The organism is Macrococcus armenti (genome assembly GCF_020097135.1).
Lineage (GTDB): Bacteria > Bacillota > Bacilli > Staphylococcales > Staphylococcaceae > Macrococcoides > Macrococcoides armenti.
This window is the reverse complement of sequence record NZ_CP083608.1, coordinates 1647594-1663428: the sequence shown is the minus strand read 5'-3', so window position 1 is coordinate 1663428 and position 15835 is coordinate 1647594. Positions and strand designations below refer to the sequence as shown.

The window sequence follows — 15835 nt, the reverse complement described above, 5'->3', positions numbered from 1 at the left end:
GAATTAGTTTCTCGTGACTTTTTTAATATGAATTTAAAAAGCGTTCAAGTCGATTACATGCTTCGACGATTTCTTCCATTGTTGATGTAAAGTGGACGCTTGTCATATATGTAATTAGCTCAGACTTTGATACGACATAAATATATTGTATAATTATTCATTATATTGTATTATTTTAATATCAACGAAAGGAGCACAGTATATGAAGATAAGAAATGTAATGCAAATTGGTTTAATAATTGCGATGATTTTATCTATCTTTCCAGTTACGAAAGTACAGGCAAAGACTGATCAGTATGACGTTATAAAGAAAAATGGTGTTTTAAGAGTAGGACTTTCTGCTGACTATGCACCGTATGAATTTGAAAAGACAGTGAATGGTAAACGTGAATATGCTGGTATTGATATTGAGCTATCGAAAAAGTTAGCAAAGGATCTCGGTGTCGAACTTAAAATTGTGAATATGCAGTTTGATAGTTTACTCGGGGCACTTAAAACCGGGAAAATCGATATGATTGCTTCAGGTATGAGCCCGACACCAGAACGAAAGAAAGAAGTAGATTTTACGGAAAGTTACATGTTTGTATCACAACGCATGATTGTTCAGAAGAAAGAAGTCGATAAATATAAATCGTTAAGCGACTTTAAAGGTAAAGCGATAGGTGTTCAGAAACAATCGACACAAGAAGAGCTTGCGAAAAATGAATTACCTGATAGCGACATTCAGTCATTAACTCGTGTTCCGGAAATTATTATGGGGTTAAACACTGGAAAAGTTGATGGAGTCATTATCGAAGGTCCTGTTGGTGAGGCATATTTAACACAAAACAAAAACTTAGCTTTTTCAAAATTTAAGTTTGAAGAAGAAGAGAAAGGGACTGCGATTGCTATTCCGAAAGATTCACCGAAATTATTAAATGAACTTAATACAATTATTAAAGATGTTAAAGATAAAAATTTAATTCAGGAATACAAAGATAAAGCAAACAAAGAAATGTTTAATGATGGTTCGTTTTTCAGCAAATATGGCACATTTTTTATTCAAGGTATTGGAGCAACAATATTAATTTCATTAATCGGTGTGCTTCTTGGTTCATTATTTGGTGGCATACTTGCATTTATGAAACTCAGTAAAAATATAATCGCAAAAACAATTGCCTGGATTTATATTGAATTTATACGTGGAACACCACTCTTAGTACAAGTATTCTTAGTTTATTTCGGTACGACTGCGGTGCTTGGTATCGATATGTCAGCATTTGTCTGTGGTGCGATTGCACTCGTTATAAACTGTGCAGCATATATTGCTGAAATTATAAGAGCGGGTATTAAAGCGGTTGATAAAGGGCAGATGGAAGCGGCGAGGTCACTAGGATTAACCCATGCACAGGCGATGAACAAAGTCATTATGCCACAAGCTATTAAAAAGATTTTACCGGCGCTTGGTAATGAATTTATTACTGTAATTAAAGAGTCATCAATCGTTTCTGTAATCGGTGTATCAGAACTGATGTTCAACGCACAAGTTGTGCAAGGTGCTTCGTTTGATCCGTTTACACCGTTAATGATTGCAGCTTTAGTGTACTTTATTCTGACATTCGGATTATCGCGTGTGATGAATGTCTTTGAAAGGAGAATGAGTGTAAGTGATTAATGTAAATGATCTGCATAAAAGTTTCGGAGATGTTGAAGTTTTAAAAGGGATTAATATTGAAGTGAGTAGTGGTGAGGTAGTTGCGATTATCGGACCGTCAGGAAGCGGGAAGTCGACTTTGCTCAGATGTCTGAACTTACTTGAAACACCTACGAGCGGTTCAATTGTCTTTGAAGGTAATGCGCTTACAGCGAAAGGCACGAATATTAATCAGCTCAGACAGAAGATGGGGATGGTATTCCAGAGTTTTAATTTATTCCCGCATAAAACAGTAGTAGAAAATTTAATGCTTGCACCATTACTTTTAAACAAAGGGAATAAGGCAGATATAAAAGCAACTGCGCTTGAACTGCTGGATAAAGTAGGACTTAAAGATCGAGCTGACCATTATCCGTCACAACTTTCAGGTGGACAGAAACAGCGTGTTGCAATTGCACGTGCCCTGGCGATGAATCCAGACGTTATGCTCTTTGATGAACCAACGTCAGCATTAGACCCTGAAGTTGTAGGTGACGTACTGCAAGTTATGAAAAAACTAGCGCTGGAAGGTATGACGATGGTCGTTGTAACACATGAGATGGGGTTTGCAAGAGAAGTGGCAGATCGCGTTATCTTTATGGATAAAGGTATTGTGCAGGAAGAAGGCGCACCACTCGAACTGTTTACGAATCCAAAAAATGAAAGAACGAAGAGTTTCTTATCTAAAGTGTTATAAAGTGAGGTCGGCGTATATGTTTTGTTTATAGACAGAACATATACGCCGACCTTTTGTGATAAAATATATAATGCTCAGGAGGTGTACGATGAACGAACAGTTAAAACAGGAAATTATTGAATATAGTAAGACAATTGGTATAGACGCAATCGGCTTTACGACAGCAGAGCCTTTTCATGAACTGAGACCGAAGTTAGAAGCATATTACAATTCAGGGTATGCATCAGGATTTGAAAAAGGTTCGATAGAGGAGCGTATTGATCCGAAACGATCTTTACCGGAAGCTGAGTCAATTATCGCTATTGCAGTAGGATATCCGAATAAATTACCGAATGCACCAAAGAGCATTCGTGGTTCAAGACGTGGTATATTTGCACGTGCATCGTGGGGAATAGACTATCATACACTTTTAAATAAACGGTTGTCGTTGCTTGAATCCTTTATATTAGAACGTGTACCGGATGCTAAAGTAATGAATATGGTTGATACTGGTGTGTTAAGCGATCGTGCTGTAGCTGAAAGAGCGGGACTTGGATATGCAGCTAAAAACGGCTTTATTTTAAATGAAACACTCGGAACATGGACATATTTAGGTGAAATGCTCATTTCAATTCCTTTTACACCGGATAAGCCTGTTATCGACTCATGTCTGGACTGTACGATATGTATCGACCGTTGTCCGACAGGTGCACTGATCGGAAATGGTCAGCTTGATTCTAAGAAGTGTATCAGTTTCTTAACGCAGACGAAGGGCTTTATGCCGGATGAGTACCGTGCAAAGATTGGGAATAGACTATATGGTTGTGATACATGTCAGCAAGTTTGTCCGAAAAACCGCGGCATTAATACAGAGCAAGATGACATCGAACTGGAGCCGGAAACATTAAAACCGTTACTCGTACCACTCTTAAAGATGAATAATAAACAGTTTAAAAGTCAGTTCGGCCATCTCGCTGGTGCATGGCGTGGTAAGAAACCGATACAGCGTAATGCAATACTTGCACTTGCGCACTTTAAGGAAGTAGATGCAATAGATGATTTAAAGGAAGTTGCAGAAAATGATGTGCGTCCAGAAATTAAAGGAACAGCGTACTGGGCATTAGGACAAATTAGGGAATCGACACATGATTATTTAAGAGAAAGAATTGAGCACGAAAGTGACAATGATGTTAGAATAGAAATATTAAAAAGTTTAGGAAGTGTAAAATAAATGTCATCAATCAATATCGTATTATATCAACCAGAAATACCTGCAAACACAGGTAATATCGCACGTAGCTGTGCAGCAACGGACACGGATTTACATTTAATCCGTCCATTAGGATTCTCAACAGACGACAAAATGTTACGACGTGCAGGTCTGGATTACTGGAAGTTTGTAAACATTACTTATTATGATAGTATCGAAGAATTTTTTGAAAAGAACGAAGGGCATTATTATTTACTGACTAAGTTCGGTCAGAAACCACATACTACATTTGATTACAGTAATACAGATGAGAAACACTACTTTATATTCGGAAAAGAAACGACAGGATTACCAGACTGGGTAAAAGAAAAGTATATGGACACTGCATTACGTATACCGATGAATGATAATGTCCGTTCATTAAACTTATCGAACACTGCAGCAATTCTTATATACGAGGCGTTACGTCAGCAAAACTATCCAGGATTAAAATAATTCGGAGGTGTATTATGGAGACAATCGATTTATTAATGAATCACAGGTCAATTCGTAAATTTAAAGAACAGCCTTTAACGTCAGAACAAGTGAAGACGTTAGTTACAGCAGCACAACATGCATCAACATCAAGCTACGTGCAGAGCTACTCGATTATTGGAGTGACAGACCCGGATTTAAAGGCAGCGTTACGTGAAGTGAGCGGACAAACTTATGTTGAACATAACGGGCACTTATTTGTATTCATTGTGGATTTCAATCGCCATCATCACTTAGGACACCATTTCGAACAACCTGTTGATGACTACTTTAGCTCTACAGAGTCATTACTAGTTGGAACCGTTGATGCATCACTTGCGGCACAGAATATGGCAGTAGCAGCAGAAAGCATCGGGCTCGGTATTTGTTATATAGGCTCACTGCGTAATGATATGAAACGTGTAAGTGAATTGCTGAAATTGCCTGAATATACATATCCTTTATTCGGGATGGTTGTAGGTGTTCCAGATCAAGAAGGCAGTCAGAAAGAAAGGTTGCCATTTGATGTTGTATATCACGAAAATGAATATCAGCCATTTGAATACCGTCATTATGAAGCGTATGATAATCGTGTCAGTCGTTACTATGAGGAAAGAACGAACGGAAAAAGGAATGACGCATGGAGTGCACAAGTGATTCAGATGTTAAATGGAAAACCGAGACTCGATGTGCATGATGTACTTCAGTTTAAAGGGTTTTTAAAGCAATAAAAAAAGCAGCCGAGGCTGCTTTTTACTTATCTAGATCTTCTTCTTTTAAACCGTAACTTGATTCACGGCCAGCAGTTAAGATGGCAGTTAAGAACGCGATACAAACCATACCGATTAATAAAGTATTCATGGATACTCCCCCTAAATAACATTAATACCAATATTATAACCTAAACTTTCAATTATTTAAACATTAATTATGAGGAAGTGTTATAAATTAAAAGATTATCAACGTTTATTTTAGGGTATGATAGAAAGTAATCATGTATAATGTAATAGAGAATAACTAGGAGGAATACATCATGGCAATGAACTTTAAAGTATTTGATGACCAATTAACAGCAGCAAACTACGTAGCAGACTTATTCCGTAAACAAATGAATAATAATCCGACTTCAATTATTGCAACGGCACTCGGAAATGAAGCGGATGCAGTTTTAGTAGAACTATTAGCAGATGTTAAGAAAACGCCAGTCGATACGAGTCAAATTCATATTTTTGATTATGATAAGAAGCAGGCAGAGTATTTAAATATCGGTATCGTAGAAAGCCAGTATCATAAAGGTGGTAAAGAAAACATTATGCCACTAATTAAAGAAAAAGCAAAAACGAAACAAAATAAAGGAAAACTAACGACGTTGTTCGCAACTGTAACAGGTGGTGGATCTATCGGTTATAAAAATTTAGATCAAGGGGATGAAAATGGATTACGTGCAGCACGTGAAGTAGTGATCCTAATCACTGGTCACGACAAAGTAGACATCGTACGTAACTTATACAGAACTGAAGCAGGTGGCAGATTTGAAGCTGCGAACTTAAAGACACACCGCATGGTAAACGTTGTGCTCGATAAAGATGCTGCACAAGGTTTACCAGAAGATATGCGTGAATATTTCTACCAAATGTACAGCTAATTTTATTATGTGAAGACCCGAATGAGGGTCTTTTTTATTTTTGTTCATTGCTGCTGCGGTTTTTGTGTATGAGATGTCGGCTTGAGTGTCCCAAAAAGTGACACTCGCGCATAAAATTTGGGCTGAGTGTCCCAAAAAGTGACACTCACGCATAAAATTTGGGCTGAGTGTCCCAAAAAATGATACTCGCGCATAAATTTTGGGCTGAGTGTCCCAAAAAGTGACACCCACACATAAAATTACAGCCGGGTGTCCCAAAAAGTGACACCCACACATAAAATTACAGCCGAGTGTCCCAAAAAGTGACACTCGCACATAAAATTACAGCCGAGTGTCCCAAAAAGTGACACCCACACATAAAATTACAGCCGGGTGTCCCAAAAAGTGACACCCGCACATAAAATTACAGCCGAGTGTCCCAAAAAGTGACACTCACACATAAAATTACAGCCGGGTGTCCCAAAAAGTGACACCCACACATAAAATTACAGCCGAGTGTCCCAAAAAGTGACACCCATTATTGTTCTCGTTTAAAGCTCAATTGAAAAGGGTGCTTAATCTCTTGTTTGTCCCAGTACCTCCTCAAATTTCGTTCACTCATCAGGCCACCGAACCAGTCATATAGTAGTGCTGTCGTTATAACGACGTTTGGAAATAATATCGGTAAATCTTTAAAGCTGGCCTCAATGATTTCACGACTTGAGAATGTTGCATCACAATGTGTACATTGGAACTTCCGAGTAGTGTGTTTTATTAATTTATGATAACAGCTAGGGCAGTATGCGCCTTTTTCAACTTCGTGATACGGAATTTCTAATGGTTTGTCAAACTCGTTCGGCTTTCGCATATTAATGAGTTCAGCTGCAACGGCCTCATTATAGAATGTAGATTTCTTAATTGAATTAAAGAATGCTTTATAGTTTTCCATCGTTAGAAACTGCTCGCGGTGTTTTGAGTAAATTGTCTGGTTTTTATTTACGAAAAAAGGCTTAATCACAATTTTATCGACTTTATATTCAAAAACGGTATACATTAATCTACGAATTTTGTCGAGCTGATTATTTAACGCATGAAATTGCTCTCCATTTACATAATAATAAAGTTCACCATCAAATGTTAAATCAAAGTTATAATACTTCACTTCAAAAATATACATACTATTTTCGATAATTAAGATAGAATCAATCTGAATTTGGGTATAGTTAATTATATAGTTTAAATCTGTTAAATAAATACATGCGTCCTGACCGAAATGGTCATGAATTAGATCATCGGCCATCACTTCACCGATATAACCAAGTGCTTTCTTTTCGAGGTCACGGACATTGAAGGTATCGAAGTTGTATCTTTGTTTCAGATGCATAAAGCAGTAGACTTGTTGTGAGGGGAATCTTTCGATGTAGCGCACATTTTTTCTCCTTATATAGTAGTTTCAAATATCATTATAGTTAACAAATGTTAACTTTCAGTTAAAGGGGTGTTAAATTATGTCAAACAATCGATATGAAGATCAGGAAAACGAAATGGTCACAAACTTTGACGATGTCGTTGAGCTCGGTAAAGAGATGGAACAAATTTCAGAGCAGAACGCAGAAGATCATGAATCGAATAAGGAAGAGTCTTAATTCATCAGAATACATATTGTGTATTCTGAATTTTTTATGAATTATTAATGAATGAAAGCGTTATTTAATGTAAAATATAAGTATAAAAGAGATAAGGGGAGAATAACATGTCATTTAGAATTGAACACGATACTTTTGGAGAAATTCAAGTACCTGCTGATAAATTCTGGGGTGCACAAACACAACGTAGTAAGCAGAACTTTCCAGTTGGGAAAGAGCAGATGCCGATTGAAGTTGTTTATGGATTTGCGCATTTAAAGAAAGCAGCAGCAATTGTAAATAAAGGGTTAGGGAAATTATCAGAAGCAAAAAGTGATGCAATCGTTAAAGCTTGTGATGATGTTTTAAGCGGAAAGTTAGATGCACATTTCCCACTTGTAGTTTGGCAGACAGGTAGCGGTACGCAAAGTAACATGAACGTTAACGAAGTGGTAGCTTATGTTGCAAACAACTACTTAAAAGCATCTGGCAGCGAAGAAACTGTTCACCCGAACGATGATGTTAATAAATCTCAAAGTTCTAACGACACGTATCCAACAGCGATGCATGTAGCACTATACCATGAAATTGAATCTAAATTAATGCCGTCATTAAATACATTACGTAATACATTAAAGGAAAAAGAAGAAAAGTTCGAATTAATTATTAAAATTGGTCGTACGCATTTACAGGATGCAACGCCGCTTACTTTAGGTCAGGAAATTTCAGGATGGCGCTATATGTTAGATAAGTGTGAAGAACTTCTGAACACATCTAAGAAGGAATTATTAAGTCTTGCTATTGGTGGTACTGCGGTAGGTACTGGTATTAATGCGCACCCTGAGTTTGGTGACCGCGTTGCGAAACAAATTGGTGAACAAACAGGATATGCATTCTTCTCATCACCAAATAAATTCCATGCATTAACAGCGCATGATGAAGTGACTTTTGTTCACGGTGCATTAAAGGCACTTGCTGCAGATCTTATGAAAATTGCAAACGATGTACGCTGGTTATCATCAGGACCACGTGCTGGTTTAGCTGAAATTTCGATTCCTGAAAATGAGCCAGGTTCATCAATTATGCCAGGTAAAGTAAACCCGACACAATCAGAAATGTTAACGATGGTTGCTGTTCAAGTTATGGGTAACGATGCAGCTGTTGGAATTGCAGCGAGTCAAGGTAATTTCGAACTTAACGTATTTAAACCTGTAATTATGTACAATACATTACAATCAATTTATTTATTAACGGATGGTATGCAATCATTCAACGATAATTGTGCAGTTGGTATTGAACCAATCGAAGAAAACATTACGAAATATTTAAACGAATCTTTAATGTTAGTGACAGCACTTAACCCTCATATCGGTTATGAAAAAGCGGCATATATTGCGAAGACTGCACATAAAGAAGGATTAACGTTAAAAGAATCTGCGCTTAAGAGCGGATATTTAACAGAAGAACAGTTTAACGAATGGATTAAACCTGAAGAGATGATTCATCCGAAATAAGAAATAAAGGGCAGGTTAATATGAAGAGAATCGGTTTAGTAGATATAGGATCAAATACAATCAGACTTGTAATCTTTGACTATTCAGTTGAAATTGGACTGCAGGAATTACAGAATATTAAAACGCCGGCACGCCTTTATCAATATTTAGATAGCGATAAAGTGATGTCAGATAAAGGGATTGACGTATTATGCGATACGCTTCAGAGCTTTGAGAAAGTCGCTGATAAATTTAACGTTGATGCATTGTACCCGGTCGCAACGGCTGCAGTGCGTCAATCTCAAAACATTGATGCGATTATTGCTCGTGTGAAAGCTGAAACAGGCATTGATGTACGCATTATTTCTGAAGAAGAAGAGGCATTTTATGGATATTATGCTGTCATTAATACGTTAGACTACACAGATGGTGTAACAGTTGATATTGGTGGCGGCAGTACGGAAGTTACATACTTTGAAGATAAGGAACTGAAGTTTTCTCATAGTTTCCCGTTTGGTGTAGTAACGCTTCAGAAGCTATTTTTCGACGGTAAGGAACATAACGACGAAGAGGCGATAAAACAAGCCGGAAAGTATATTAAAACACAGTTTGAAAGCTTGAAGTGGCTGGAAAAACGAAAATGTCCGATTATTGCAATTGGTGGTTCTGCACGTAATATCGCACGTATTCACCAATCATTAACTGAATATCCGATTGCGGGTGTACATGGCTATGGAATGAAAGAAAAAGATCTTGAACTCGTATTTGAGACGTTAATCAATACGCCAGAAGATAATTTAGAAGATCTGGACGGTTTAAGTCGAGATAGACAGGATATCATCGTTCCATCATGTGTATTATTCAATACGTTATTTGACGAAGTAGATGCTACCGAGTTTATCTTTTCACGTAAAGGATTACGTGAAGGCGTTATTATGCAAGTGCTTGAGCAGGAATATACTTTACCTTTTGATAAAGATAATGTGTTCAAAGATTCGCTGCGCAACTTGGCGAGTGATTATAACATAAAGCACGATGAAGCAATGCAGCGTACAATGATTGCTGAAACGCTTTATTATGAATTAGAGAAGCATGATTTAATTAAAGGGAATAAGAAGGATAAAACATTTTTAAAGCATGCTGCGTATCTTTATTATTTAGGAAGTTATATCGATTCGGATGCAGCAAGTCAGCACACATATTATATTCTTTCAAACTCAAGTTTAAATGGTATTAGTCATAAAAACCGCGTGAAACTTGCATTACTTGCCAGTTATAAGAATAAATCTTTATTTAAGTTTTATGAAGAAGAAACGCAGTGGTTTAATAGTGATGAAAAAGATGTCATCCAGATGCTTGGCAGCATATTAAAGTTTTCTTATGCATTAAATATTAGTAATACGAATATCGTGAACACGCTATACTTTGAGCAGAAAGACGATAAGTATAATCTGATCATCGAATACAACGGAGACCCAATTGCCGAAGAGTATCAGGCAGAGAGACAGAAGAAGCACATCGAAAAAATCATTAAATCTAAAATTAATCTTATATTTACAAAAGCTTTACAATAATTCGATATATTAGTATAGGCAGAATTTATGTATTTTATGACATTAAGAAGTGGATGTGGTGATGATGAATCAGAATTTAGACTTAGGAAATAAAGCATATTATAACAACCGTGAAGTAAGTTGGGTTGGATTTAACAGACGCGTTATTGAAGAGGCTTTTGACCATAAGAACCCTTTACTCGAACGCATTAAGTTTCTGGCAATTGCGAGTTCGAATTTAGATGAATTTTTTATGGTGCGTGTAGGGGGACTTAAAGATCAGGTGACGATGGGATTCAGTGAACCTGAGAATAAGACGCAGATGACTCCGACAGAACAGCTGATTGCAGTAGATCGTGCAAATCGTGATAATGTTAAGCTGCAATACGATCAGTATCATTCTTTGATTCGTGATCTTGAAGGCTATAATATTTACTTTAAATCGGTTGATGAACTATCACCGGAAAACTATCAAATTGTTGAGAAGAAATTTAACTACGAAATTCTTCCGACTTTAACACCGCTTGGAATTGATGCGTATCGACCATTTCCGAAACTTGCGAATAAATCATTGAATATATTCGTAGATATAGTGACACAGTCAGGTGAGAATAAGTCAGCAATCGTTCAGATTCCTGCGTTATTAAACCGTATTATCGAGTTAACGAACGGCGAAAAAACGGTTTATGTATTACTTGAAGATGTTATTACACACTTTATCGATAAGCTGTTCCATGGCTATCAGGTTACGCGTACATTTGCATTTAGAATCACGCGCAATGCAGATTTAACAATTCATGAAGATGGTGCAGAAGATTTACTCATTGAAATTGAAAAGTTTTTAAAGAAACGTAAAAGTGGTGCAGCAGTTCGTCTTGAAATTGATGCGAGATGTGATGCTTCAATTAACGCATCGTTTTTGAAGAATGAATTGGAAATTGAAGATCGAGATGTATATAAACTGGAAGGACCGTTAGATTTAACGATGTTATTCCAGCTGTCAGGCATGATAGAAAAGCGTTATCCGCAACTTGCATTCAATCCTTTTGAGCCTTGTCCACCGAAATATTTAGGTGACAAAAAGTTATATGAGGAAGCATTAAAGCGCGATATATTCTTCCATCATCCGTATGAGTCATTCCAGCCGATTGTGGACTTTATTAAAGAAGCGTCTGAAGACCCGAATACGTTAGCGATTAAACAGACATTGTATCGTGTATCAAGTGACTCACCGATTATTGATGCACTGAAAAATGCAGCAGAAGCGGGTAAACAAGTAACGGTACTCGTGGAATTAAAGGCACGCTTTGATGAAGAGAATAACGTTCACTGGGCACGTATGCTTGAAGAAGCAGGGTGCCACGTAATATACGGTATGACACACTTAAAAACACATAGTAAAATCACGTTAGTCGTTAAAAAAGTAAATGACGAAATCGTGCCATACGTTCATTTAGGAACTGGGAACTATAATGATAAAACAGCTAAAATTTATACAGATATGGGTATCATTACGACGAATAAAGAAATTGGAGAAGATGCAATGAACTTCTTCAATTACTTAAGCGGATACTCTGAGAAACCGACATATAATAAATTACATGTCGCACCATTTGAAATACGTGATGAGTTTATCGAGCACATTAATCAGGAAATTGAATGTCAGAAAGCGCATGGTAATGGTTTAATTATCGCGAAGATGAATTCACTTACGGATAAGACTGTTATTAAGAAATTATATGAAGCTAGTAACGCGGGTGTTAAGATTAAACTTATTATTCGTGGTATATGCTGCCTGAAACCTGGAATTCCTGGTGTCAGCGAAAATATTCGCGTCATTAGTATTGTAGGTAGATTTCTTGAGCATTCAAGAATTTATTACTTCTATCATAATGGTGAAGAGAAAATGTACTTATCTTCAGCGGATATGATGACACGTAACATGATAAAACGTGTAGAAATCTTATTCCCGATTATCGATAATAAAATTGTTGAAGAGTTAAAGGACATTCTGAATTTACAGTTAGATGATAATCAAAAAGCACGTGAGCAGGATGCGAATGGTGTATATCACTATGTGCGAAATGATGCTACAGCAATCAACTCTCAGGAAGAGCTGATGAATCGTGCTGAGCAGTTCAGACGTTCACTTATTAAACCGAAAGAAGTTGAACACAAACCAATGATGAGCAAACGCTCTAAATTATTAGGATTTGTGAAAAATAAACTAAGACGAAATTAAAAAAAGAGGCTGAGCCAAAAGTGTTCTGCTGTTTCGTCTGTTAATCGAAAGAAGATAGAGACTTATGTCTCTATCTCTTTATTTTTAATGGAATGATGTAATTGACGTAACGTCACGACGATCTGATTCGCGTGGCGTTTTCGTTGCTTTACCAACTGTGATGAGCATAGTAGGAACATAGCGTTCATCAATCTTAAAAGTTTCGATCAATTGTGTACGGTTAAATCCACCGATTGTACACGTACCTAAATCACGTAATGTTGCAAAGTTCATAATCTGCATTGCAGGGAATGTTGAATTCATTACTGCTGCTTCGTATGCATAATGTTCATTTTCGTATGCGTTATTAACCTGGTTTGCAATACGTGCTTTAATCTCTTCTGTCATACGACCTTTCTCAATATCAGGTGCGCAAATTTCATCGATGTTCTTATTTGCTTCCTTATCACCTAAAATGACGATAACAGCACTCGCATCTACAATTTGCTGCTGGTGGAATGCGATAGGTAATAACTGTGCTTTGCTCTCATCAGAGTGCATCACCATAAACTTCCAATGTTGAAGATTCCACGCTGATGGGGCTTTATTTGCAGCATCTAATAGTTCTAAAATTTCTGCTTCTGATAGTTTAAATTCAGGATCATATTGTTTCACTGCACGACGTGTCAGTAATTTGTTTTGTAATTCTGTAACTTGCATGTTCATCCTCCTACTTATTCATACTTATATGATAGTAATTTGGCAGCTGTTATGCAATTCTACTGCTCTAATACTGCACTTACGACTTCACCAGTGAGAGGATGTACGAATTCTAATTTGTAACTTTCAAGTGCCAGCTGACGTAAATTTGAATCGCTGTAAAGTGGGTCACCGATAACAGGATGCCCGATTTCTGCTAAATGAACACGAATCTGGTGCGTACGACCTGTTTCAAGTTGAAGTTCAACATCTGCAGTTCCATCTCCGTTCGCTTTTGAAGAAACGATATGTGTGACTGCGCGGTCACCCGTTTGTGACACACGGCGTTTGTTCGGATGAAATTTATCTTTCCCGATTGGCATATCGATTGTCTGCGTCTTAAGTGGGAGATGACTTTTTACTTTTGCACGGTACGTACGTTTAATGAGACGCTCTTCCAGCATGCGGTCTAATATTTTCTTAATGAATGGATTTTTCGCCACGAGCAGTAAGCCGACCGTCTCCTGGTCAAGGCGATGCACAGGCTCAACATAGTCAGAATCAAGTGTATAAATCGCATGATTTAATAAAGTATTCGATTCACTCATATCATTCGGATGCGTTTTAACGCCTTTAGGTTTTACGAGAATCGCTAAATAATCATCTTCGTATTTCACTTCACACATACGATAACTTGATTTATAGTTGCTCTTTTCCTGTGCGATAGGTAAGTACAGGTCGTCCCCAGCACTTAACGTATCACGGAATGTAGCAGGTGTGCCATTTATCGTAATGCCTTTTGACATGCGTAGCTCGTGTGTCGGTTTTTTTGGTATTTGTAAATGTTTCAGTAATGCCTCAATCGTCATCTTATCCCATTCTTTTATTACATGTAGTTTCATATTTTTTCTCCTATTCACTTTTATCGCCTATAATAATAGGGTATAGATTACAGACTAATAAAATGATTTGTCTATTTATTATTATAGAGCAAATGAAGGAGAATATACATGACAGAAGAAATAAATTTAGATAAGTTTAATAAATCAATAGAGGCACGTCAGATGACTAAAGATGATATCGACGAAATTATCGCCTTACAAAAAATATGTTTTCCTGGTATGGAACCTTGGAAGAAAGAACATCTTGAGTCACATATAAATTTATTCCCGCGCGGACAGATGGTCATTGATTATGACGGAAAAATTATTGGAAGCTGTTCAAGTTTAATTATCAATTTTGATGAATACGACGATCGTCACACTTGGGACAGCATTACAGATAATGGATATATTACGAACCATAATGATAACGGGCATAACTTATATGGTATTGAAGTGATGGTACATCCAGATTATCGCGGTATGAAAGTAGGACAGCGATTATACGAAGCGCGTCGAGAAATTGCATATGAACTGAATTTAAAATCAATAATTATCGGTGGTCGTATTCCGAATTATCATAAGTATCAGGATGAGTTAACACCACGCGAATACGTAAATGACGTTATGAAACATAAACTGAAAGACCCGGTACTGACATTCCAGTACATGAATGGTTTTACGTTAATGCGTATTAACCCGAACTATTTGAAGGACGATGTAAATTCAAGCAAGTATGCAACACTTATGGAATGGAATAACCCGGATTACGTTGCAAAATCAAACATTCACTTTAAAACGAGTGACCCAGTACGTATTTGTACCGTAAACTATATGATGCGTAAAATTGATTCATTTGAAGAATTTGCGAACCAGATAGAATATTTCGTTGATGTAGCATACGATGCAGAAAGTGATTTCGTCGTGTTCCCGGAATTATTAACGACGCAGTTAATGAGTTTTGATGAGAAACGCAACCCTGCAGAATCAATTCGTCAGTTAACGAAATATACTGAGCAGTATATCGAAATGTTCAATGAATTTGCGATGCGCTATAACATTAACATTATCGGTGGGAGTCACTTCGTTGCTGAAGATGATGAAATTTATAATATTTCATATTTATTCCGTCGTGACGGCTCAATTGAAAAACAGTATAAAATTCACGTAACACCGAACGAACGCAGATGGTGGGGGATTTCGCCTGGAGATAACGTAGAAGTGTTCGATACGGATTGCGGTAAAATTGCGATCCAGATCTGCTATGATTCAGAGTTCCCGGAAATGGCACGTATAGCAACTGAAAAGGGTGCGAAAATCATTTTCACACCGTTCTCAACAGAAGATAGACAAAGTTATTTACGCGTGAAATACTGTTCTATGGCACGAGCAATTGAAAATCAAGTTTATACAGTAACGAGCGGAACGTGCGGAAACTTACCACAAACAGAAAACATGGACATTCAGTATTCAGGATCTGGTATATATTCACCGAGCGATTTCGGTTTTGCACGTGATGGAATTGTCGGTGAGACAGGTGAGAACGTTGAGATGGTTGTAATTGGTGATGTTGACCTTGAAGTATTACGACGTGGACGTGAAAATGGAACAGTGAGACAATTAAGAGATAGAAGACATGATTTATACAATGTTGAATATAAAAAATAG

At 37.1% G+C, this 15835-nt stretch carries 14 protein-coding genes; 11 read left to right on the top strand and 3 right to left on the bottom strand.

Annotated features, from left to right (window positions below; all coding sequences use genetic code 11):
• Positions 1 to 202 precede the first annotated feature (202 nt).
• The 6 genes from LAU42_RS08755 (at position 203) to LAU42_RS08730 (ending at position 5716) form a co-directional block, all read left to right on the top strand.
• A complete protein-coding gene (locus LAU42_RS08755) occupies positions 203 to 1654 on the top strand; it encodes an ABC transporter substrate-binding protein/permease (protein WP_224183220.1) in 1452 nt (483 codons plus the stop codon).
• Positions 1647 to 2369: an amino acid ABC transporter ATP-binding protein gene (locus tag LAU42_RS08750; RefSeq protein ID WP_224183219.1), complete on the top strand. Its 723-nt coding sequence runs from the start codon at positions 1647 to 1649 to the stop codon at positions 2367 to 2369. The genes LAU42_RS08755 and LAU42_RS08750 overlap by 8 nt, the downstream gene beginning before the upstream one ends.
• 88 nt (positions 2370 to 2457) lie before the next feature.
• Entirely contained in the window at positions 2458 to 3579 is a 1122-nt protein-coding gene (queG, locus tag LAU42_RS08745; protein WP_224183218.1) for a tRNA epoxyqueuosine(34) reductase QueG, read from the top strand.
• A complete protein-coding gene (trmL, locus tag LAU42_RS08740; protein ID WP_224183217.1) occupies positions 3580 to 4053 on the top strand; it encodes a tRNA (uridine(34)/cytosine(34)/5-carboxymethylaminomethyluridine(34)-2'-O)-methyltransferase TrmL in 474 nt (157 codons plus the stop codon).
• Positions 4054 to 4067: 14 nt separating this feature from the next.
• Positions 4068 to 4802, top strand: a complete 735-nt coding sequence (nfsA, locus tag LAU42_RS08735) for an oxygen-insensitive NADPH nitroreductase (RefSeq protein ID WP_224183216.1) — start codon at positions 4068 to 4070, stop codon at positions 4800 to 4802.
• 302 nt (positions 4803 to 5104) lie between these two features.
• Positions 5105 to 5716 carry a sugar phosphate isomerase family gene (locus LAU42_RS08730; protein WP_224183215.1) on the top strand — a complete coding sequence of 204 codons (612 nt, stop codon included), beginning with the start codon at positions 5105 to 5107 and terminating at the stop codon, positions 5714 to 5716.
• Positions 5717 to 6233: 517 nt separating this feature from the next.
• On the opposite strand, the gene LAU42_RS08725 is transcribed toward LAU42_RS08730, so the two are convergent.
• Entirely contained in the window at positions 6234 to 7124 is an 891-nt protein-coding gene (locus tag LAU42_RS08725; RefSeq protein ID WP_224183214.1) for a nuclease-related domain-containing protein, read from the bottom strand.
• A 79-nt stretch (positions 7125 to 7203) separates the two neighbouring features.
• On the opposite strand from LAU42_RS08725, the gene LAU42_RS08720 reads away from it, so the two are divergent.
• The 4 genes from LAU42_RS08720 (at position 7204) to LAU42_RS08705 (ending at position 12608) form a co-directional block, all read left to right on the top strand.
• The gene (locus tag LAU42_RS08720; protein WP_224183213.1) at positions 7204 to 7341 is read left to right on the top strand and encodes an SAS053 family DNA gyrase inhibitor; all 138 of its coding nucleotides are present in this window, start codon (positions 7204 to 7206) and stop codon (positions 7339 to 7341) included.
• A 107-nt stretch (positions 7342 to 7448) separates the two neighbouring features.
• Positions 7449 to 8834, top strand: a complete 1386-nt coding sequence (gene fumC, locus LAU42_RS08715; RefSeq protein WP_224183212.1) for a class II fumarate hydratase — start codon at positions 7449 to 7451, stop codon at positions 8832 to 8834.
• 20 nt (positions 8835 to 8854) lie between these two features.
• Positions 8855 to 10387 carry an exopolyphosphatase gene (ppx, locus tag LAU42_RS08710; RefSeq protein WP_224183211.1) on the top strand — a complete coding sequence of 511 codons (1533 nt, stop codon included), beginning with the start codon at positions 8855 to 8857 and terminating at the stop codon, positions 10385 to 10387.
• Positions 10388 to 10448: 61 nt separating this feature from the next.
• A complete protein-coding gene (locus LAU42_RS08705) occupies positions 10449 to 12608 on the top strand; it encodes an RNA degradosome polyphosphate kinase (RefSeq protein ID WP_224183210.1) in 2160 nt (719 codons plus the stop codon).
• Positions 12609 to 12692: 84 nt separating this feature from the next.
• On the opposite strand, the gene LAU42_RS08700 is transcribed toward LAU42_RS08705, so the two are convergent.
• Both LAU42_RS08700 and LAU42_RS08695 read right to left on the bottom strand, forming a co-directional pair.
• Entirely contained in the window at positions 12693 to 13307 is a 615-nt protein-coding gene (locus LAU42_RS08700; RefSeq protein WP_224183209.1) for a nitroreductase family protein, read from the bottom strand.
• A 59-nt stretch (positions 13308 to 13366) separates the two neighbouring features.
• Entirely contained in the window at positions 13367 to 14188 is an 822-nt protein-coding gene (locus tag LAU42_RS08695; protein ID WP_224183208.1) for an RluA family pseudouridine synthase, read from the bottom strand.
• 108 nt (positions 14189 to 14296) lie between these two features.
• Here LAU42_RS08695 and LAU42_RS08690 point away from each other — a divergent pair, with 108 nt between their 5' ends.
• Complete coding sequence (locus tag LAU42_RS08690; protein WP_224183207.1) at positions 14297 to 15835, top strand: bifunctional GNAT family N-acetyltransferase/carbon-nitrogen hydrolase family protein; 1539 nt, start codon at positions 14297 to 14299, stop codon at positions 15833 to 15835.